Source organism: Streptomyces sp. NPDC060035, assembly GCF_042736635.1.
Taxonomy (GTDB): Bacteria; Actinomycetota; Actinomycetes; order Streptomycetales; family Streptomycetaceae; genus Streptomyces.
The window spans coordinates 324737-345480 of the sequence record NZ_JBHWVO010000006.1 but is presented as its reverse complement, the minus strand read 5'-3'; the positions used below and the strand labels follow the sequence as shown (position 1 = coordinate 345480).

Annotated in this window: 18 protein-coding genes and 2 pseudogenes; 9 read left to right on the top strand and 11 right to left on the bottom strand. The window is 65.9% G+C overall.

Features of this window, described 5'->3' with window-relative positions; genetic code table 11:
* Nucleotides 1-150: 150 nt before the first annotated feature.
* The 4 genes from ACFWBQ_RS12920 to ACFWBQ_RS12905 form a co-directional block, all read right to left on the bottom strand.
* On the bottom strand, nt 151-1101 hold the full coding sequence (locus ACFWBQ_RS12920) for a RimK family alpha-L-glutamate ligase (RefSeq protein WP_385487100.1): 951 nt from the start codon (nt 1099-1101) through the stop codon (nt 151-153).
* The gene (locus ACFWBQ_RS12915; protein WP_385487098.1) at nt 1098-1349 is read right to left on the bottom strand and encodes a hypothetical protein; all 252 of its coding nucleotides are present in this window, start codon (nt 1347-1349) and stop codon (nt 1098-1100) included. The genes ACFWBQ_RS12920 and ACFWBQ_RS12915 overlap by 4 nt, the downstream gene beginning before the upstream one ends.
* A 409-nt stretch (nt 1350-1758) precedes the next feature.
* Entirely contained in the window at nt 1759-2298 is a 540-nt protein-coding gene (locus ACFWBQ_RS12910; RefSeq protein WP_385487096.1) for a GNAT family N-acetyltransferase, read from the bottom strand.
* Nucleotides 2299-2400: 102 nt separating this feature from the next.
* Complete coding sequence (locus ACFWBQ_RS12905; protein ID WP_385487094.1) at nt 2401-2976, bottom strand: CGNR zinc finger domain-containing protein; 576 nt, start codon at nt 2974-2976, stop codon at nt 2401-2403.
* A gap of 85 nt (nt 2977-3061) precedes the next feature.
* Here ACFWBQ_RS12905 and ACFWBQ_RS12900 point away from each other — a divergent pair, with 85 nt between their 5' ends.
* On the top strand, nt 3062-3937 hold the full coding sequence (locus tag ACFWBQ_RS12900; protein WP_385487091.1) for an alpha/beta fold hydrolase: 876 nt from the start codon (nt 3062-3064) through the stop codon (nt 3935-3937).
* Between the two features lie 173 nt (nt 3938-4110).
* Here ACFWBQ_RS12900 and ACFWBQ_RS12895 read toward each other — a convergent pair whose 3' ends face one another.
* From ACFWBQ_RS12895 to ACFWBQ_RS12880, 4 genes and pseudogenes are all read right to left on the bottom strand, one after another.
* Entirely contained in the window at nt 4111-4752 is a 642-nt protein-coding gene (locus tag ACFWBQ_RS12895) for a hypothetical protein (RefSeq protein WP_385487089.1), read from the bottom strand.
* Nucleotides 4753-5485: 733 nt separating this feature from the next.
* Nucleotides 5486-6225 (bottom strand): annotated as a pseudogene (locus tag ACFWBQ_RS12890) (IS5 family transposase).
* A gap of 95 nt (nt 6226-6320) precedes the next feature.
* A pseudogene (locus tag ACFWBQ_RS12885) lies at nt 6321-6947 on the bottom strand (transposase family protein); the annotation flags it as partial.
* Nucleotides 6948-7090: 143 nt separating this feature from the next.
* The gene (locus ACFWBQ_RS12880; RefSeq protein WP_385487087.1) at nt 7091-7798 is read right to left on the bottom strand and encodes a haloacid dehalogenase type II; all 708 of its coding nucleotides are present in this window, start codon (nt 7796-7798) and stop codon (nt 7091-7093) included.
* A gap of 715 nt (nt 7799-8513) precedes the next feature.
* On the opposite strand from ACFWBQ_RS12880, the gene ACFWBQ_RS12875 reads away from it, so the two are divergent.
* Nucleotides 8514-9131, top strand: a complete 618-nt coding sequence (locus tag ACFWBQ_RS12875) for a TetR/AcrR family transcriptional regulator (protein WP_385487085.1) — start codon at nt 8514-8516, stop codon at nt 9129-9131.
* 141 nt (nt 9132-9272) lie between these two features.
* Here the strand turns inward: ACFWBQ_RS12875 and ACFWBQ_RS12870 are convergent, their stop codons facing one another.
* The 3 genes from ACFWBQ_RS12870 to ACFWBQ_RS12860 form a co-directional block, all read right to left on the bottom strand.
* Nucleotides 9273-10688, bottom strand: coding sequence for a helix-turn-helix domain-containing protein (locus ACFWBQ_RS12870; protein WP_385487083.1), 1416 nt, complete (start codon nt 10686-10688; stop codon nt 9273-9275).
* Nucleotides 10689-11038: 350 nt separating this feature from the next.
* Nucleotides 11039-11599, bottom strand: a complete 561-nt coding sequence (locus ACFWBQ_RS12865; protein ID WP_385487081.1) for a cupin — start codon at nt 11597-11599, stop codon at nt 11039-11041.
* 14 nt (nt 11600-11613) lie between these two features.
* Entirely contained in the window at nt 11614-12288 is a 675-nt protein-coding gene (locus tag ACFWBQ_RS12860; RefSeq protein ID WP_385487079.1) for a class II aldolase/adducin family protein, read from the bottom strand.
* Between the two features lie 898 nt (nt 12289-13186).
* Between ACFWBQ_RS12860 and ACFWBQ_RS12855 the strand changes: the two genes are divergently transcribed.
* The 7 genes from ACFWBQ_RS12855 (at nt 13187) to metF (ending at nt 20680) form a co-directional block, all read left to right on the top strand.
* The gene (locus tag ACFWBQ_RS12855; protein WP_385487077.1) at nt 13187-14173 is read left to right on the top strand and encodes a class I SAM-dependent methyltransferase; all 987 of its coding nucleotides are present in this window, start codon (nt 13187-13189) and stop codon (nt 14171-14173) included.
* A 274-nt stretch (nt 14174-14447) separates the two neighbouring features.
* A complete protein-coding gene (locus ACFWBQ_RS12850) occupies nt 14448-15446 on the top strand; it encodes a PLP-dependent cysteine synthase family protein (RefSeq protein ID WP_385487075.1) in 999 nt (332 codons plus the stop codon).
* Nucleotides 15447-15466: 20 nt separating this feature from the next.
* Nucleotides 15467-16438 (top strand): DMT family transporter, encoded by a 972-nt coding sequence (locus ACFWBQ_RS12845; RefSeq protein ID WP_385487073.1) that lies wholly within the window; start codon nt 15467-15469, stop codon nt 16436-16438.
* Nucleotides 16439-16495: 57 nt separating this feature from the next.
* Nucleotides 16496-17143 carry a class I SAM-dependent DNA methyltransferase gene (locus ACFWBQ_RS12840; protein ID WP_385487071.1) on the top strand — a complete coding sequence of 216 codons (648 nt, stop codon included), beginning with the start codon at nt 16496-16498 and terminating at the stop codon, nt 17141-17143.
* 301 nt (nt 17144-17444) lie between these two features.
* Nucleotides 17445-18671 (top strand): methionine adenosyltransferase, encoded by a 1227-nt coding sequence (gene metK / locus ACFWBQ_RS12835; protein ID WP_385487069.1) that lies wholly within the window; start codon nt 17445-17447, stop codon nt 18669-18671.
* A 138-nt stretch (nt 18672-18809) separates the two neighbouring features.
* Nucleotides 18810-19793 carry a carbohydrate kinase family protein gene (locus tag ACFWBQ_RS12830; RefSeq protein WP_385487067.1) on the top strand — a complete coding sequence of 328 codons (984 nt, stop codon included), beginning with the start codon at nt 18810-18812 and terminating at the stop codon, nt 19791-19793.
* Nucleotides 19790-20680 carry a methylenetetrahydrofolate reductase [NAD(P)H] gene (gene metF, locus ACFWBQ_RS12825; RefSeq protein WP_385487065.1) on the top strand — a complete coding sequence of 297 codons (891 nt, stop codon included), beginning with the start codon at nt 19790-19792 and terminating at the stop codon, nt 20678-20680. The genes ACFWBQ_RS12830 and metF overlap by 4 nt, the downstream gene beginning before the upstream one ends.
* The last annotated feature ends 64 nt before the right edge of the window (nt 20681-20744 follow it).

The window sequence follows — 20744 nt, the reverse complement described above, 5'->3', positions numbered from 1 at the left end:
TCGAGACCGACGCGCTGGCCGGGTTCCTGCTCGCGGGCGTGGGCCGGGCTGACGGACGGCACCATCCGCGGCTGTTTACCGGCTGGGCCAGCGAGCTGACACCTGCCGGAAGTTCGCTCCGATGGCCACAGGGAGACCGGGTAGCGCCGCCTATGGCGTTGCGGAGAGTAGAAAGTCGGCGAAGTGTTGCGTCAGGGGCTCGTCTGTGAGGGGTTCCAGGAACATGAACTGGCCCTGCGGGTTCACCTCAAGCCATACGGGCTCGCCCTCCGGCGTCAGCTTCAGGTCCACCACACCCATGCGCAGACCCAGTCGGTGCAGGACCGTGCGCACTCGTCGGGCGATGTCCTCGGGAACAGGCCAGCGGGATATGGGCACGTTCAGGTCGGGGCGCCAGTCGAGTTCGTCTGTCTCGATGAGCGCGGCGAACATCTGGTCGCCGAAGCAGTTGAGCCTGATGTGCCGTCGGCCCTCGATGTACTCCTGGTATGTAGCGGGGCACACCTCGAAGGACGACTCCGGGATCGACTCCGGGTTTTCGATCCAGCGGGTATAGAGGGATGGACCGGGGGCCCCGACAACGGGTTTGACGATGGTCCGCCCGACCTGCTGGGTGAACGCGACGACGTCCTCGCGTGACTGTGAGACCAGGGTCCGCGGCACCCGGATTCCGGAATCCCGCGCCACCGCCAGCTGATACACCTTGTCAGAAGCCCGGTCGGTTGCATCAGGTGGGGAGATCCACTCACCCTGGAAGGCGGCGGCCAGGGTGCCAGCGAGCGCTCCGCGGCAGTCGTTGTTGACCAGCCTGACCTCTTGGGCAGCGGCGGGCTCGGACGCGGTCATCTGCTGATCAGCCTTGGCCCGCCGCCACCACAGAACCGCCGCTTCCTCCGGGGACACGGTCACACCCTCGGACGTCAGGACAGTCGCGGCGCCGACGCCATGCGCCTCTTCGTCACCGTGCGAGCGCCAAGTCACGGACGCTCTGCCGCTTACCGCGTCGCACTCGACGATGTGGAACTCGTGGCCCCGGCTACGCACCGCATGCTGGACCGCGATGGCGTGCAGGTCACCTCGGAAGGAAATGGCCAATATCATGCCATGTCACACATGTCGGAGCAGCAGTTCGGCCCGCACCCTGTTTCGCAGGCCCGAGCCTCGAGAGTGTCGGCGTCGATCTCCATGCCGGTGGTCTGCCGCACCATCACTTCCCACGCGCGAAGTTGCTCAGGCGTCTTCAGGGAAACGAAACCCGTTGCCTGAGTGCTAAAGACAACGGGCGGAGCCATCTTGGCGAATCCCTCCGCCTTCTCATCCAGGGGCTCGCCGAGCGTGAAGCCTTCCATCGCCCTCTCCTATCACAAATGGATGCAAACTTCCCTTCACTCCAATGAACCACCACTGCGTCGTCGACGCATCTCGGTCCACGTGGGGCCATGCCAGGTGCTCAGACAACCGTGCGAGATCCCGTGAGTTCCCCCGAGTCCTTGTCCCCGTGGCCAGGGGGTTCTGTCTCCTTGGGGCGTTCTTCGAGCCGCCACCCGAGCTGGCCTTCAGGATCCACCATCGTTTCGGGCACGAGCTGCCTCTGGTCGAACGACTTGCCGAACCTGGTCGACGACTGCGACGTCCTCGAATACGGCGACATAGCACCGGCCCAGGTCGACGTCGATGTCACGACCGAAGCTCTTCGGCTTGCACAGTGAGCCCTTTCCAACCCGGGGTGGGCGGGCATGTGAGCATCGGATCGGCCGGTCAAGTGCCTGCCTGGAGCCGTTCGGAGTGGTTCGCCTCGTTGTTCCGCGGCGCTCGCCGGGTCATGCGAAGGTTCCAAAGCTTGTTTCGCCACAGGTGCCGCTCGCTGGTGGCTTCGAAGCCGTAGTGCTCGTAGAAGCGGATGGCTCGCTCGTTGTAAGCGGTGACCCATAGGCGGATGGGTGCGCCGCCTGCCCAGGTGAGGAAAGCCGCCATCAACTGTCGTCCGATGCCTCGGCCCTGCACCTGTTGCAGCAGGTACATCGGCCCGAGACTGATTGTTTCGTCCCGGCGCCCGCACAGGAGGCCGACGATCTCGTCCCCATGGCGCACGACACGGCAGAAGCGCTGCGCGGGCTGGCGCTCGACCTCCTGGATGAACCGCTGCCACTGGGCGATGCCCTCACCGGTGACTGCGTCGGCGCGATGCGCCCGGATCCATGCTTCGTCGATCCCCGCGTCCCGATTCCAGGCCGCCAGGAGTGTGTGGGCAAGGGCTGGGGCGTCCTCCCCCCGGACACTGTCGATCAAGTAGTCCACGTGGGCATTGTTCAGCACGGACCGTCGAGCTGTCGTGCGGTATTCGTCGCCCGCTCCTGGCGCGTGCGGGTCCGTTCCTCGCCTCAGGCCGGATCGAGGGATTCAGTTGGCTTTGTGGCGCCGGTAGTAGCGGGCAACGCGGGCCCGGTTGCCGCACCGGGAGGTCGAGCACCAGCGGCGACGCGGATGGGCTTGCAGGAACAGCATCACGCAGCCTTCGCCCTCACAGATACGGACCTTGCGGACCGCCGGATCGGTCAGCAAGCCGACCGCGTCCTCTGCGAGCAGGGCGGCCAGGCGCGTGCCGGGTGCGCCGGGACGCTGGGAGGTGAGGGTGACTGAGCCGCCGTCCCAGACCAGTTCCTGGATGGCGGGCGCGGCGTGCAATGCCGCGTTGAGGCCGTCCAGGGCCTTCGGGGGTGGACGCTCGCCGTGCCGGGCGGCGTGCACGGCGGCCGCGATGTGCTCGCGCACGGCGTGTACGGCAGCCAGGTCTGCCTCGGTGAGCGCCGCCCCGTCCGATGTCGGCTCCGGGAAGCGTTCAGCCTGGAGGCTCAGCCATGACCGCAGCTGGGTGACGTCGGCGAGCAGGTCGACCGGGCCGTCGGCGGTGTCGGGGCGAGTGTTGACCAGGTCGATGGCCAGGGGCTCGCCTGTCAGTGGAGTGGGATCAACCATGCACCTAATGATACATGGGCACGTTGACACATTAGCTTGAGATCGGTTAGAACTAATGCATCATCTCGACGGAGAGGCATGTGAAATGGCGCCGCTGGTCTTCCCCCGCATCGTCCACCGCTACGTCGAGGTCGACGGCGTGCAGGTCTTCTATCGCGAATCGCTTCCGGACCGGGCGGACGCTCCGGTCTTGTTGCTGCTGCACGGATTTCCGTCGGCCTCCCACCAGTTCCGGCGCCTCATCGACGCACTCGGCGCTCAGTACCGGCTGATCGCCCCGGACTACCCGGGCTTCGGACACACCCGGGCCCCCAGTGGCTTCGCCTACACCTTCGACCGCCTCGCCGACATCACCGAGGCATTTGTGGAACACCTCGGTCTGACCAGGTTCGTGATGTACGTCTTCGACTTCGGCGCCCCCGTCGGCTTCCGGCTGGCAACCCGTCACGCCGATTGGATCGCCGGCCTGGTCGTGCAGAACGGCAACGCCTACCAAGAGGGCCTGTCACAGGGCGCCCGCGACTTCATCGAGCTCCGCCCGGACGTCCCCGGCGACGAAGGCATCATCCGTGACCTGCTGACCCTGTCCGCCACGCGCGGCCAGTACGAGGGCGGCACGAGCGATCCCGAACTCGTCGCCCCCGAGGGCTGGACCCTCGACCAGCACTTCCTGGACCTTCCCGGACGCAAGGAAGCCCAGATCGCCCTGGCCTTCGATTACCACACCAACCTGAAGCACTACCCGCAATGGCAGGAATGGCTGCGCAAGCACACCCCGCCCACCCTCATCACCTGGGGCCGCAACGACCAGTTCTTCCCCGAATCTGGCGCCCACGCCTACCTGGGCGACCTCCCCGACGCCGAACTCCACATCCTCGACACGGGCCACTTCGCACTGGAGGAGAACCTCCCCGAAATCGCCCCGCTCATCGCCGACTTCCTCGACCGCACCTGGACCTGACCAGCCCTGCCGCCGGACTGCTTCCCGATACGAAATGTGCCGACCGGGTTGAACGGGTCGGCGACTGGCTTCGGTGGGAGTGGACGGTCGGTGTCCTGTCGCACTCACCTCGAGCGAATCTCGCCGAAGTCTCAGTGACTGTGGCGCCGGGCCCCATCACGCCGAGATGGTGGTCACTGCTTCCGATCTCCATGCGTGAACGGGCCGCTCGCGGGGGCTACGCATTTATCGACGACGGTCTTCTCGCCGGCGGCCGAGCCCTCCAAGCAGAGCCGTCCGCCCTTGTCACGCAGGTCGAGGAAGAACCGCGTGGTCGCGCCGGACTGCTTGAGGTTGTGGATGCGCTCGTCGACATAGCCGAGGTCGTTGAGGATCGTCCTGACCTTGGCGGGGGTGGGATCCACCAGATTCCAGAGCGCCTGGGCGATGCGCTCTTCATGGAGGGCGCTCGCGCACCAGTCGCGAGCGTTCAACTCCACTTCCGGCCCCGCCGTGGGGGCGATGGGCTCGATCGCGTCGCTCGGCGGTGTCTCCACCGAACCGGGCGGCAGTGTCTCCGTCGGACCGGACGGCGGCGCCTCTGGCGGGGCGCTCGGGGGACACGACTGCGCGAGCGTGTCCAGCATCGCCGTGAAGGCCGTGTCGGGCTGGCCTCCCACGGCGCTTGCGCGCGTGCTCTGCTCTCCTCCGGCGTTCGCCTTCTCGGTGCCGCACGCGCCAAGTGACAGCACAGCGACGGCTGTTATCGCGAGGGTGAGCCGCGGGCGGCGCGAGGAGCGGGCGAAAGTGCTGGTTGAGGCAGCGATTCGTCTCATGTGCACAGTCTTTGATCAAACGGCCCCCCGCGCGTGAGTACGCGTACCTACGTGGGTAGGGGCACTCGCTCAAACGTCCCTACGCTGGTCTGCGGGACCGGGCGAGCCCTTCGTATGGTTGGCCCACCCAGGGGCGTCGCGGTCATCGCCGATCAGGTCCGTTTCCGGCGATACCTGAACCCCTTACGCACCGGCGACAAGACCGTCATCGACCTGAAAATCCTCACCGGCCGACGCATGGACCTCGTCGCCGAAGGCACCCCACCCGCACCGTCAACCGGCTCCGGGCCCAGCTGTCCGGGATCTCCCCGGGCCTGGAACGGGCCTTGGATCTCACCAACACGGCTCGCTGCCCTTGCCGACCGGCTACCAGACACCCGCCGCCCTGCGCCGGCTCGGCACCAAGCGTCTGGAGGCCTGGCTGCGCAACCGCAAGGTTGTCCGCGCCGATCAACTCGCCGAGACCGCGGTCCATGCCGCCGAACGCACACCATCTGCCCGGGGAGAAGCTGACCGCCCAGACGGTGCACACGCCGGCGAGGACCCATGAGACCTCTCCTCCTACGGTCGGCTCTGCTGGCTCCGACCCGCCCGCACAATAGTTCGTGAAGAGAGAGCAGAGCCATCGGCCGGGCCCCCACGCACCTCTGGGGCCAACGGCAGTGCTCTGGGACACGCAGCACGCGGGCACACATCGCAGTCGGTGATGCGGAGCCGGAGCCTGGTGGCACGCCTAGAGCGCGGCGGCGAGTCCGAGAAACGCCAGGTAGTTGCGGGGATGGCGCTCGTAGCGGGGGCTGAGTCTGCGGTAGCCGGACAGCCACGACATGGTCCGCTCGATCACCCAGCGTCGACGTCCTAACCGTTCACTTGACTCGATGCCCTTGCGGGCAATACGCACGCCAATGTGCTTGCCCCATAACCATTTCCGCAGGTGAGGTACGTCGTAGGCCTTGTCTGCATGAAGACGTCGGGGCTTGAAGTAGCCTCCGCGGTAGGGGTCGTGTCTCGTCTGGTGGCCCTCGACCATGGGCTTCAGTGCGAGAGCCTACTGTCGTGGACGTTCGCGGCGGAGAGGCCGACGACCAGAGGCAGTCCGTTCGCGTCCGACAGGACGTGCATCTTGGAACCCGCTTTACCTCGCTCCACGGGGCTCGGGCCTGGGAGACATCGATGAGGCCGGTGTCGTCCAGCCGGTGCAGAACCGCTTCATGGAGACGGCCCCAGACGCCCGCTCTCGACCAGATCATGAACCGCCGGTGCACCGTCGACTTCGACACCCCGAAGCACGGCGGCAACGCCCGCCAGGGAACAGCCACTGACCAGCACATAAACTATCGCCGCGAACAGCGTCTCATCAGGCGTGTTCTGCGTGCCGCCACCCTGCGGCCGTACCCGGTCCTCCGGAATCAACGGCCTGGCCAGCTCCCACAGCCCGTCCGGAACAACCCAACTCCAAGTCCCCTGACCCATAAACAGGTCATACCCAACTCACCACGTAGGAGACCGTCTAACGAGTTGGTGCGTGATAGCGGGTGAGGCGTGTTTGGCTTGGTCGTGGCCTGTTGTCAGGCGTTGTTGGTGCGGTCGGAGACGAGGCCGGCGATGGCTCGGTAGGTGTCGGGCAGGCGGTCGCGGCGGTGGGTCCAGCGCGTCAGTTGCTTCCAGCGTTTGTGGTCGGCGAGGGCGTGTTCGATGCTGATGCGGTCGGACGAGTGGTCGTGGCGGTCGCGTTCCCACTGTTCAACTCTGCCGGGCAGTGCTCCCGGCCACGGCTTTCTGGGCGGTGTGATCGCTTGCCCGCGGTGGTCGCGGCTCAGGCCGAGGTAGCCGTCGTCCAGGAGGACCTCGACCGCGGAGAAGTGCTGGAAGCAGACGGCGATGCCCTCGTTGCGGGTGGCCGTGGCATCGTGCATACGTCCAGGTCGCAGGGCATCGGTCCATAACGTGCGGCCCCGCCAGTCGGCAACCACGGTGGCCTTCATGGTGTTCTGCTTCTTCTTGCCCGACACGAACGCACGGCGACCGCCGCGGTTGGCCGGCGGCCTGCGGACCTGGATCTCAGTGGCGTCCAGCCGCAACTCGATGCCTTCGGCCTGGGCGTAGGCAAACACGTCCGGCAGCGTCCGCAGCCGCAGGCCGGGGCGGTCGGGGACCGCGCAACCCCGCTCGGCCAGGAGCGGACGAATCTCCCCGCCCGATTGACTACGTTCGCCACACTCGGATCATGCCACCTGCCCGGCACGACGCCTCACCCGCTATCACGCACCAACTCGCTATTTGAGGTCCCCGGCCGGAACGGGGCAGGACGCGACCGCCCGGGGACGGATCGGGACTTCTACGCAGCCGTCAGCACGGCGGCCAATTCATCCAGGCTGTCCGACTGCCAGTCGAAGGAGTCGGTCTGCTGCGGAGGGTCCCCGCCCGGTCGCTGAACGTAGGCGGTTCGCATACCCATCGCCTGGGCTCCGCGAAGATCCCAGGCGTGGGCGGCGACCATCAGCACGCGGTCCGGTGGACATCCTGCCGCGTCGAGCGCGAGCTGATAGACCTCCGGCGCGGGCTTGTAGGCCTTGGCGTCCTCGGCGGACAATGCCTGGTGCCAGCGCAGCCCCGCATATGCGTTGAGACGAAGCAGGGTCGAGCGACTGGCATGGGTGAGACCCAGTACGGGAAATCGCTGGGCGAGGCGTGCGAGGCCGGCGGGGGCGTCGTCCCACGGCTTCAGGCGCTGACTGGCCGTGGCCAGGAGTTCGATGGCCGCCGGGTCGGTGAGTCCGGCTTGGCCGGCCACCCGCTCAGCTGCCTCGCGGTCGATGACCTCCGAGTTCGCGTAGGCCCGGCCTCTCCCCCCGATGTGTTGCTGCTCGTGCTCGACATGCTCTCGCCACAGGGTAACCAACTGGTCGACGGCCACCTCGTCGTACGCGGGCACCGCATTGCACATGGCTGCTCGCAGTCCGCCCGGCTCGTCGACCATGGTGCCGAGGACGTCGAAGACAACGACCTCGATGTTGTATGCCTCGGGGTTGCATCCCTTGGGCATCCGCCCTCCCAATTTCTATATTCAGGCGCAACGCGGCCCGGTGTATCTCACTCCAACAACGCTGTTGGCCAGCACAGCGTGACCTGAGGGAACGGCCCGGGATCCCTATTACTCCATCAGTGGCATGTCATACGGTGTCCGCATCGGTAGCGGCATTCGCGCCGACGTAACAGTCGTGGCCCAACTCCATTTGTTTTCAAGCGGGCCGCCATGGGGAAGCCCTTCAGGCCGGACGGCCGGGCCGGCAGCGCGCCGCGCGTAAAACTCCGCTCCACCGCAACAGTTGGTGCGGGTGGGGCGAACCGTCGCTCCAGCAGCAGGAGAAGGCGCAGCCGGCCAGGCGCTGGGTTGGCGGCAGCGAACCACCGTCAAAAATAGGAAGACAGTTTGGGAGGGGCCGAGTAACCTGGACCGCCGTACGCGAGGGGTGTGTCAACCGGCGTCGCATGACAGCGCGTTGTGTCCCCGGGGAGCCGCGCGCCCATGGCGCTGGAGCGTCACATCAAATCCACAGGAGCGCCGGAAGTGACCGAACCGATATCGCTGAGGCCGGAGCTTCATTCACCAAGAACGTCGCCGCGAATAACCACTTCACGCCGTCGGCCCGTTCACCCCGTCGGCGAGATGGAATTGCTCCGCGGTCCCAGCTCATCTCCGGATGTACGGACCGGTACAGCAACTGTCGCAGGTATACCGCTGGGTGTACCGTTCAATGGTGACTATCAGCAGCGGGACCGCCGGTCGAAGCAGCAAGCGACGCGGCATACAGCATCTGACCCCGGCCGGCGTCAAGATCCTGGAGACCGCTTCCCGGCTCTTCTACGAGCAGGGGATCCGCGCTGTCGGCGTGGAGGCGATCGCAGAGGAGGCAGGCGTCACCAAGAAGACCCTCTACGACCGCTTCGGTTCGAAGGAGGATCTCATCGTCGCCTACCTGCGCGCTCGTGACGGCCTGTGGCGTTCCACTCTGGTGAAGCACGTCAACGGTCACGACGGCCCCCCAGGGCAGAAGATCCTGGCCACCTTCGCCGCCCTGCGTGACTGGATGCTCGAACGGAACCTGCGAGGCTGCGCCTTCATCAACGCGTCCGTGGAACTGCCTGAGGATCACCCCGGCCGGGAGGTCGCCCGCGACCAGAAGGCCTGGCTCCTCGCCTACCTGGAAGACCTCGCGACGGCGGCCCACGCCAAGGACCCCGCCGCACTGGCCGCCCAGGTGCTGATCCTTCATGAGGGCGCCTCCATCACTGTTTCCATGCGTTCGGTGGATCGGGCGGTCGATCGGGCCGAGCAGGTAGCCGCGATCCTCATCGAGAGGTCACTTTCCGCGTGACCCGCGCCGCCCCGGCCTCGAACGCTGAGGGTGCGCCCGGTCTTCGGACGGCCGGCCGTTGGCCGGAGGACGCGTAGCAGTTCCCGTCCCCGTGCCCTCGGTGAACTCTCCAGGGCTCATCACGGCCTTGCCCGTGCGGATCTACGCGATGAGGGACGAGAGAGCGGGCGAATCCAGCGCGGACACCGGGTCGGCCGCAAGACGCATCGGCTGCGCCCGCTCAGGCTCACCGTCCAGCTGCCGTGCGAGGTCGGCCGCATACGCCCGCAGCAGGTCGTGCATGAAGTAGTGCCGCTCGTCCTGGCGCCGGATCAGATGCGCGCTGGCGAGGCTGTCAAGCAAGCGCAACGCCTCGTCCTGACTGAAACCCGCGGTCGATGCCGTAGCTGCGGCGTCGATCAGCTGGCCGGGGAGCAGGCCGAGCAGCCGGAACATGCGAGCACTCTGCTCGTCGAGCGCTTTGTACGAGGTGTCGAATGTGGTGCGGAGCACTACGTCACCCTCGGCCAGGTTCAGCCGGGCATGCTCAGTCTTGAGTTCCGTGGCAAGGGTGTCGGCGCTGCGGTGCTGTTGGCTCACGATGTGCTCGGCGGCCAGGACCATTGCCAGGGGGAGGTGGCCGCAGCGTTCTGCCAGTACGGTTACTGCGGCGGGGTCGGCGTCAGCACGCACGTCGCCGATCATCGCGCGGATCAGCGTCGCGGCCTCCGGCCGGCACAGCTCCGTCAGGGGCAGAGTGACGGCGTCCACTCGGGATAACAATCCCGGCAATCGCGAGCGGCTGGTCACCACGACGGCGCATCCCGGTGAGCCGGGCAGCAGGTGGTAGATCTGCTGGGCGTCCGCGGCGTTGTCCAGTACGAGCAGTATCTCGCGGCCGTGCAGATACGAACGGAAGGTGGCGGCCCGTTGGCCCAGGTCTTCCGGGATGCGCTCGGTGGGCACGCCCACAGCGCGGAGCAGGTCCTCCAGAACGTCGAACGGGGCGGCCGCGGTTCCCAGCTCGGGACCCTCGAGGTTGACGAACAGCTGCCCGTCGGCGAAGTGACCGTCGCTGACGGCTTGATGCGCCCACTGCACTGCCAGCGCGGTCTTTCCCACCCCTGGCGGTCCGTTGATGACCGCGACAGGTACCGCAAGGGACTGCGCGTGGTCCTGTAGCCGGCTGTTCAGACGGCTCAAGCAGTCGCGGCGCCCGACGAAGTTACGCTTCGTTGCGGGAAGTTGGGCCGGCTGGACCCATCCTTGCTGCTGACGAGTGGTTGCCTCCAGGGCTGAGGCGATGGTGGTGAAGGTATATCCGACGTTCAGAACCCGGTCGCAAGCCTCCGCGAAACTCACCGACGGTGTTCGCTTGTCGGTCTCGACCTTACTGATGTGGCCCCGGTTGAAATGCACTCGACCTGCGAACTGAGCGAGCGAAAGCCCTCGCTGCATCCGGTGAGCCCGTAGCAATTGCCCGAACGTCGCGGGAGCTCCGGCATCCGCCGGGCAGTCGGCTCCTTGGTGCGGAAGCTGGGTCGATGCTGAGCCCTGCGCTGGTTCCCGTACCACCATCAAATCCCCCAAAATGATACAGAGTGTCTGAAGCGCCCAGCCCCAGAGTGAAGTTGGCGCGTTGGCAGTGCGCGCTCCATGGCTGATCGGGCTCCCGTGCCACGCTGTGCGGGCGGCGGGGGGCCGTAGACCTGGCGATCCAGGTCGCATGGTCGGAACGTGCTTGGCGGGGTCGCGCATGCGTGCTGGCAGACACTCGGGCTTCGAGTGCACTGCTGAGCGCCTGACTGACAACGCTGTCGAACCTGGCCCGGCCCATGAGCTGGGACCGCCCAAAGGCTGACAACATCTGTGGCGGCGCTAGGGGCCCGTCGTCGAAGATGGCCGTGGGACCAGGACGGAGCTGCCGTTCATGTTGTCGCCAGCAGATCGTCGAGGGTTGGGAAGCGGTCGGCGATGCTGTCCGGCAGGAACCGGGCGGCGCAGCCGTTGTCTTCCTGGAAGAAACGGATGGCGGTGTAGCTCGGACGCGCTCCCGCATCGAACCAGTGCGCCGTCCGGCTGGGTACGCACAGCAGGTCCCCCCCTGTGCACAGCATCGCGTGCACGTGGCCCGCGGCATGGAGATAGAAGCAGCCGGCCCCCACTACGACGAAGCGCACCAGATCTTCGTCGTGGAAGTGCTCCGTCAGGAACTTGTCACGGCCGGGGTCCCTTTGCTGGGGCCGGTCCGGGTCGGTCGGCGCGGAAGTCATGCGCGCGATGTCAACGACTTGTGAGCCGCCCTCGGCGCTGACGTGGTCGATGTGGCTCCGGTAGGCCTTCATGATGGTGGAGTCGTCGGCACCGGCCGGAATCCTGCGGGCGGCGTGCCACCGCGCGAAACGTACACCGATCCTGAGCAGCTCCTTGCGGATGACATCCAGGTCGTCGGTCCGCACTTTCGCCGTCTCGGGTGCGTCCTCCGGCATGATCTGTAGCAGCGTCACCGTGCGTTCACCGTCGCTAAACCAGGGCCGTCGACGCTCTCCAGCAGCAGGCGACTGAGCTCTTCAGCACACTCCAGCCTGCTGCACGCCTCGTCGGCGTCACGGCCCCAGGTGAATATGCCGTGCCGCTCGATGAGCAGAGCCAGCGGGGCGTCGGCGGTCGGCTCATCGAGACCGAGACAGGTGATCACGTCGTTGGCGATGCCGGGCGCATCGTGCCAGTCCTCAATGGCCGGCAACACGGTCAGGCGGGGATCCGACACGGCGAGGCCGGTCGCCATTCCGAGCTCCTGAAAGTCCACTTCGCCACCTCGACCGGCGCTCCCGGCGAGAGCGGAAATAGCCGCGGAGCACGGTGTGTCCGCGTGGATCACAGCGCCGCAGTCGGGCAGTCGCTGGTAGATCGCGAGGTGTACGGGAGTTTCGGCGGGGGGCCATTCGACCTCCCCGAGCAACGGCAGCCCTCTGAAGGGATCAACCATCACTGTGTCCTGACGAGTCATCATCCACTTGCTGAGGTCGCCGGCCGTGATCACGGCCGCTTCACCCGATCGCATCGAGATGCTGCCCGACGTTCCTGGCATCCAGCCGCGCTGGTACAAGGACTGGCAGGCGGCCGAGAGGTGTTCACGTTGCAGTTCGGCGTCCTCGCGGATGTAGACGGGCTTCACGGGCTCTCTTCCCTCTCCATGGGCGGGCGGTTCCGTCCTCGTGCGCCACGTGCCACCCCGCTGGCGTTCTGTTAGACCAACGACGCGCTGTCCGCCAGGAATTGAGGCCCCGTCGGGCGCTGTGCTGAACAGTTGGAGCGACACGCGTGCACTCCTTCGAGGGGGAGGCGATGACATATACCCACCGGTATAGCTACATGCTAGGGAGCCGATCATTCCGGTGTCAACGACCCCCCTCCGGGGTGGCCGGAAAGCCCTTCCTATTGCCTTCTGACGATATGTCTGGTAGAAGGCGGCCTCGGTAGAGTCGCAGGTCGCGTGCTTCACGGCGAGGGGGAGACCGTCGACGCCCGAGGCTCGGAGCGACCTTTCTTCCCGCGTCGATGGCCACAAAGCGCTCATGACTGCGTGGCTCGACGTGGCATCGGACAGCCCGGGATCTCTGGGCTGCCGGTCCGGATGCGGCCGCTGCCGCAGCGCGAGCCCACCGTTCGTGATGGTTCTTGCGGACACCTTCGAGGAGCTGTCGGCCCGGAGTGTGCGGAACGGCAACGGTCCCTCCAGCACGGGTTCCGGTGCCGTGTGATTCAACAGCAGGCACAGCGAGATCATCTCGCCCGCGACCAGCGGTTATGGGAGAGCCCCCGCAGAGACTCTTCACGGTGCCTCTGCCGTTGCATCCTAAGAGGCAACAGAGCGACCCTTTACAGCTTTCCTGGAGTTGACGATAGTGAAGTCACTTCCACCGGGATGCCGTTCCTCGTAAAGGGCGCAATCTACTTTCTGCCAATCCCCCCTGGGTGCAGGCCGGTTCGTGTGCCTGTCGGCTGTTCGCCGGTTCGGGGCAGGCCGGAAGCTCTCGTAGAAGTTGAGCTGTCGCCACGTCTAGGAGGCCGAGATGGTTAAGCAGATCGAATATGTCGAGCTGGTAGTTTCGCCGGGCGAGTTTTTCCAGGTCGGGGAAACGAAACGGATCAGGTCATCCATAGGGCTCAAGCTCTCGGATCATTCGTACCTTCCGAAAGCGGATGACCCGCGCGCCGATTGGGTCGCGAGCGTTGCTGTGCCGGCCTTCAAGACGCTTGCACAGATGGGCGTCCTCGCCCCGCAGTTCTGCACGATCGGGACGGGTGCAGGCTTGGACGTCCTGGCAGCTGTAGAGATATTGCAAGCACGTACCGTTGGTTTCACCGACCTCCACGAAGATGTTCTCGCACATGCGAGGGAAAACATTCAGAGCAACCTCCTGAGTCAGGATGTCGAACTGATCGGAGGTGCCGGGGACATACTCTCCCCGCTGGTCGGCAAGGTGTCGGAAGTCGATGTGATCTATGAGAATCTCCCCAATATCCCGATGATGGGGAGCGGTGATCTGGCTGATGGCCAGACGAGTTCGACCTTCATCGCGGAGCGCAGTGAGGAGATTCCCGGTTTCGCCGAGAAGAACCTTGTAACGCTCCACTACCTTGCTCTGCAGCAGGCACATCCGGTCCTTCGGGTCGGCGGTCGCGCGCTGTCGTCGATCGGTGCGCGCGTGCCGCTGTCCGAGATTCTGGCTCTCTCCGGAGCGGCCGGATACAACGGCAGCATCCTGACGTACACGTGGAAGGTCCAGTCCGAGCCGCACGAGGTGGTCGGCGGATTCGCCCAGTGGGAACGGGAAGGGCTGGGGCCGTTCCACTTCTACCCGGTGGACGTCCTGCGCGAGGCCTTCGAGGGAATTTCCGTCGCGGCAGCTGGTGCGCAGGCTCTGCAGATCGAGAAGGAGCTGTCGCCGTACGAGATATCGGCGGTGGATGCCCTGGCTCTGGTGGAGAAGGGTGAAAGGGTGGGTCATACGGTCGCGATTCTTGACTCTGTCAAGATCCCGGATTCCGCGCTCTGACCCTGCTTCTCCGCACCTTCGGCACGTTGACAGAGACCCGGTGAGGCATCCGGAAAGACACCGGCGAGGTCTTGCCCTGGGGATGGCGATGAAGGAGTCACCTCCCGTGCGTCCCCGCCGTGCACGAACCCCGCATCACGGTGCCCGATGCCTCACCGGTCTCTGCGACATACCCGACGAAATGACGCTCCACCGCACCCTGTTCCCGCCCTTTCGATTCACCCGTCATGCCTGGATAAATTCCTCCCGCAGCGCCACTCAGTAAGGAGTCGGCATGAATATCCAGTCGAGCATTGGCACGACGCCCCTCGTCGAACTGAGGACCTTTGATATTCCGGCCGATGTTCGGATATTCGCCAAGGTTGAATTCATGAACCCGGGAGGCAGCATCAAGGACCGCATCGTCAGCTACATCCTGGCCGATGCAGAGAACCGCGGCCTGCTCAAGCCGGGCGCGACGATCGTGGAGAATACCTCCGGAAATACCGGTGCGGCGATCGCGATGATCGCGGCAACACGTGGCTACCGCGCCATCTTGACCATGCCTGACAAGGTCAGCAAGGAGAAACAGGACGCCCTGCGCGCGATGGGGGCGGAGGTGATCGTCTGTCCGACCTCGGCTGCGCCCGGTTCCGCGAAGCACTACGTGACGTGCGCAAGGAGAATCCACTCCGAGACGCCGGGCTCGTTCATGCTGAATCAGTACGACAACCCCCTCAACGCGGAGGCCCATTTCCGCTCGACGGGTCCTGAGATCTGGGATGCGCTCGGTCCTTCGGTGACGGCGTTCGTCGCATCGGGGAGCACAGGAGGAACGATCTCCGGGACTTCCCGGTTCCTGAAGTTGAAGAATCCGTCGGTGAGGTCCGTGCTGCTCGATCCGGCCGGTTCCATCTATCACCGCTATTTCCGAGATGGCGTCGTTGATCCTTCGCAGGTCGCTCCGTATTTCGTCGAGGGCGCCGGTGAGGACCATCTGGCGGAATGCATGGACTTCTCGGCGATCGATGACGTGATTCAGTTCACCGACGCCGATGCCTTCGCCACGTGCCAGCACCTGGCGAAACGTGAGGGTCTCATGTGCGGCGGCACCTCGGGGGCGAATGTGTGGGGCGCTGTCCAGGTCGCCAGGTCACTGGCGGAGCCGGCAACGATCGTCACGGTCCTGCCGGACAGCGGAAACAAGTACATCTCAAAGATCTACAACCCGGACTGGCTGAGGCAGAACGGCTTCGGCTCCGATGAACTTCGCACACTGGAACCGAATCTGTAATGGGAAGTACACGGAAAAACGTGATCGCCGCGCTGACGGCCGCCCTGCTCTGGGCCTTCGCCTTCGTCGCCCCGGCCGCCGTCAAGCCCGCGAGTGAGCTACTCCTGGTCACCGGCCGGTACTCGTTGTTCGGCCTGTGCGGTCTCTATGCCCTGTACAGAGGCCGGAGCCAGCTCAGGCTGATGCCGGTCCGGCGGATTCTCTTCGGCCTGTACATCGGTTTCGTGGGGTACTTCGTCTTCTACATCTGCGTTTCCTACTCTGCGACGATGGACAGCGGCTTCATCACTGCGGTCGTCGTGGGATCCTCACCGATCACGATCGCAGTGGCCGGCAACTTCGCGGAAAAGCGAATGTCGTGGAGCGAGCTGATCGCACCGGTCATCCTGATCCTCGTCGGGCTTACTCTCCTCAGCGTCTCGGACTTCATTCAGGGGAAGGATTCGGGTGTCGCGAACGACTCAATCTTCGCGATCCTGCTGGCGATTATTGCCATGCTGACCTGGTCCTATTTCGTGGTCCGCAACGCCCAGTCGCAGCGGACCTGGGAGACGAAGCCTGACCCCATGATTTGGGCGGGTTTGGTGGCTATGGGGGCAGGTGGTGCTTCTATGGTGCTGTTGCCCTTCGCCATTGCCTCCACGCCTGACGAAACTTTTCAGCCATATCCGCTGTTCAAGATTATCGCGTGGTGCGTATTCCTGGGTGTCATCGCCTCCTGGTGGGGCACATACATCTGGGTGAAGGCGGCGGAGGGCATCCCCGTACCACTGGTCGGGCCGTTACTTGCCACGGAGACGATTTTCGGAGCGATCCTGAGTCTGCCGGTGGAGAATCGGATGCCCACCTGGACAGAGGTCGGCGGCGCCCTGTTTGTTCTCGCCGGAATCTGCGTTTACATGGTGTTCGATGTGAAGAATTCACGATCGAGAGGCAGCGGCGACAGCGACAGCGAAAAATCGCAAGCACAGGACGTGCCCGCGGTCACGTAGCGGGACGAGAAAAGAATGGTCATGATCGTTGGCCCGGCCCGACAGGGAGACAATTCCATGAGCAGCTCGTTCACGAACATCAAGCGGTCGCACGTTTTCTTCGAGAATTCCCCAGGGCTCAAGAATTACTACGAGGACTGGGCGTCGCAGTACGACGTTGACCTGGCCGATCAGAAGTGGGTGGCGCCGAGGGTCGCGGCCAACTTCGTGCACCTGCTCGCCTCCGCCTATGGGGCCCCGGACACGACCATCTTTGACGCCGGCTGCGGCACCGGCCTCGTCGGCAGTGTCCTGAGCACCCTGGGCAATTACGTGATCGACGGCGTCGATCTCTCGGAGAACATGGCTGCCGAGGCCCGCAAGACCAATGCGTACCGGAAGGTCTACGGTGGCGTGGACCTCGCGGCGCCCGTACGGGACGAGCGCCTGGGCCAGTACGGCATCGTAGTCAGCAGCGGCGTGTTCACGCTCGGTCATGTGCGCCCGACGGCGCTGCTCACCCTGATCGAGTACGCCCAGAACGATGGGCTGATCCTGGTGTCCACCCGCGGCAGCTACGCCGCCGAAACGGGTTTCGAGGACTTCGCCCTTTCGCGCGAGGTCAGTGAGCTGGCTTCTCTGGAGTTCAAGCTGAAGAACGCCAACTACATAGCCGAAGAGGGCGCCGATTACTGGGTCTTCCGCAAGACCGGACCGGCGCAGTAGCAACGGCACGAGCCGCTGATCTCGCGTGGGGCTGCCCGTCCCTGAGGCCCCCGGGCAACGCGACGGATGCGGTGAGCGACAGAGCACCGAGGGTACCGCCACGACCGGCCCGGCGTAAGAAACACGCGAAGCCTCTGGTGGGAACGGGGCGAAGAAGGTCCAACTCCGCCCACCAGGGGCCGCGCACGTAGGCCGATACCACGTGCGCCGCCGTGCTCAGGAGACCACGAGACGAAGAGTCACGAAGGGCGCACAGCGCACCACGTGCTGCCACGTGCCCACCTACCCGCCTTGGAGTGTCATGTCCCGCACCCTGTTCACCTCGGAGTCCGTGACCGAGGGGCATCCCGACAAGATCGCCGACCAGATCAGCGACACCATCCTCGACGCACTGCTGCAGCACGATCCCGCATCGCGCGTCGCGGTCGAAACTCTGATAACCACCGGTCAGGTGCATATCGCGGGTGAGGTGACGACCTCCGCCTACGTCGACATCAACACACTGGTGCGGCAGAAGATCCTCGACATCGGCTACGACTCCTCGGCCAAGGGTTTCGACGGCGGCTCCTGCGGGGTGTCGTTGTCGATCGGCGCGCAGTCCCCGGACATCGCGCAGGGCGTCGACACGGCGTACGAGTCCAGGCTGGAGGGCGCCGCCACCGGTGGGGCAGCCGACGAACTGGACCGGCAGGGTGCGGGCGACCAGGGCCTGATGTTCGGGTACGCGTCCAGCGAGACACCCACCCTGATGCCGCTGCCCATCGAGCTCGCCCACCGTCTCTCGCGCCGTCTGACGGAAGTCCGGAAGGACGGCACCGTCCCCTATCTGCGGCCCGACGGCAAGACCCAGGTCACCATCGAGTACCTGGGCAGCCGGCCGGTCCGTCTGGACACGGTCGTGGTCTCTTCGCAGCACGCGAGCGACATCGACCTGGACAGCCTGCTCACCCCCGACATCCGCGTGCACGTCGTCGAGCACGTCCTTGAGCAGCTCGCCGACGAGGGCATCAAGCTGGAGACGGACGACTACCGCCTCCTGGTCAACCCGACCGGCCGCTTCGAGATCGGCGGCCCGATGGGCGACGCGGGACTGACCGGCCGCAAGATCATCATCGACACATACGGGGGGATGGCCCGGCACGGCGGCGGCGCCTTCTCCGGCAAGGACCCGTCCAAGGTGGACCGCTCGGCTGCCTACGCGACGCGCTGGGTCGCCAAGAACGTGGTCGCGGCCGGCCTCGCCGCGCGCTGCGAGGTCCAGGTCGCGTACGCCATCGGCAAGGCCGCGCCGGTGAGTCTGCGCGTGGAGACCTTCGGGACCAACACGGTCGCCGTGTCGAAGATCGAGGCCGCCGTCACCGAGGTCTTCGACCTGCGCCCGGCGGCGATCATCCGCGATCTCGACCTGCTCCGCCCGATCTACGCCCAGACCGCCGCGTACGGCCACTTCGGCCGCGAGCTGCCGGACTTCACCTGGGAGCGCACCGATCGCACCGACGCCCTGCGCAAGGCAGCGGCGGCGGGCTGAGGTGGAACCCCGGGGGTGGCCCCGGCACACCAGCCAGCGGTGCGCGGCTTCCCCGGGCCGCGCACCGCTTCCCCGTGGCGCCTGTCACGGGACCCGTTCCATCCCCCATCCCGGCCTCAGGTTCAAGGAGTGCTGTCCATGCGTATCGCCGTGACCGGATCGATAGCGACCGACCATCTGATGGTGTTTCCCGGTCGCTTCGCCGAGCAGTTGATCAAGGAGCAGTTGGAGCGGGTCTCCCTGTCGTTCCTCGCCGACCGGCTGGAGGTGCGCCGAGGCGGTGTCGCCGCCAATATCTCCTTCGGGCTGGGGCTGTTGGGCTTCGACCCGGTCCTGGTCGGCGCGGCTGGCCTGGACTTCGCCGAGTACGACAGCTGGCTGCGGGCGCACGGCGTCGACACGTCCGCGGTCCGGGTCAGCGACACCCTGCACACCGCGCGCTTCGTGTGCACCACCGACCAGGACCAGAACCAGATCGCCACCTTCTACGCCGGCGCCATGGCCGAAGCCCCTCGGATCGACCTGGCGGAGATCGCCGGCCTCACCGGCGGGCCCGCGCTCGTCCTGGTCGGGGCCGACGATCCCGATGCCATGCTGCGGCACACCGCCACGGCCCACCGCCTCGGTTTCCCCGTCGCCGCCGACCCCTCCCAGCAGCTGGCCCGGATCGACCGCGACCAGGCCCGTCAACTGGTCGACGGGGCACGGTGGTTGTTCACCAACGAGTACGAGGCCGCCCTGCTGATCGAACGTACGGGATGGGCGAAGGAAGACCTCCTCGACCGGGTCGGTACCTGGATCACCACGCTGGGCGAGGCCGGAGTGTCCCTCGCCAGTTCAGGTGCCCCGGACCTTCGAGTGCCGGCCGTACCCACGGAGAGGATCATCGACCCCACGGGCGCGGGAGATGCCTTCCGGTCCGGGTTCCTCGCCGGCACGGCGTGGGAATGGCCGCAGGAGCAGGCCGCCCGGCTCGGCTGCGCCATGGCGACCACCGTGCTCGAGTCGGTCGGCACCCAGGAGTACAAGCTGACCTCGTCGGACCTGGTCGCCCGCATTGACCAGACGTACGGCAGTGACGCGGCCCAATCCTTTGAGCCGCAGCTTGCGCATGTGTCATGACTGTGCCGACGACATCGTCATCCACCATCCCATCGCCCAGGTTCTCGTTCGAGTTCTTCCCGCCCAAGACGGTCAAGGGTGAGCAGACGGTGTGGCGGGCCATCCGTCGTATCGAGCCGCTTGCTCCCGACTTCGTGTCCGTCACCTATGGGGCGGGCGGGTCTTCGCGAGAGCGGACGGTCGAACTGACACGGCGGATCGTGGCCGAGACGACGCTGCGTCCGGTGGCTCATCTGACCGCCGTGGGGCACTCGGTGGTCGAGCTTCGCCACATCATCGGCCAGTACGCCGACGCGGGGATCCGCGAGGTACTCGTCCTGCGCGGAGATCCGCCCGGCGACCCGAACGGCCCCTGGACTCCGCACCCGGACGGCTTCACCCACGCCCGTGAGCTGGTCGAACTGGTGCGTTCCCTGGGGGATTTCACCATCGGCGTCGCGGCCTTCCCGGAGAAGCATCCGCGCTCGCGGGACTGGGACAGCGACATCCGGCACTTCGTCGCCAAGTGCAGGGCGGGCGCCGAATACGCGATCACCCAGATGTTCTTCGACGTCGAGGACTATCTGCGGTTGCGCGACAGAGTGGCCGCCGCGGGCTGCGACGTGCCGATCATCCCGGAGATCATGCCGGCCACCGACGTACGCCAGATCCGCCGGTTCGCCGAACTGTCGCACGCGGCTTTCCCCGAGGATCTCGCGCACCGCCTCGATGCGGCCCGTGACGATCCGGCCGCAGGCCACCGGATCGGTGTCGAGCACGCCACTGCCATGGCCGGGCGTCTGCTCGCCGAGGGCGCTCCGGGCCTGCACTACATCACGCTGAACAAGAGCACGGCGGCCATGGACATCCACCACAATGTTCTGAGCTCAACAAGCCTCCATGTCTGATGATTTCACCGATTTCAAGGTCGCGGATCCGTCCCTCGCCGCGTTCGGGCGTAAGGAGATCCTC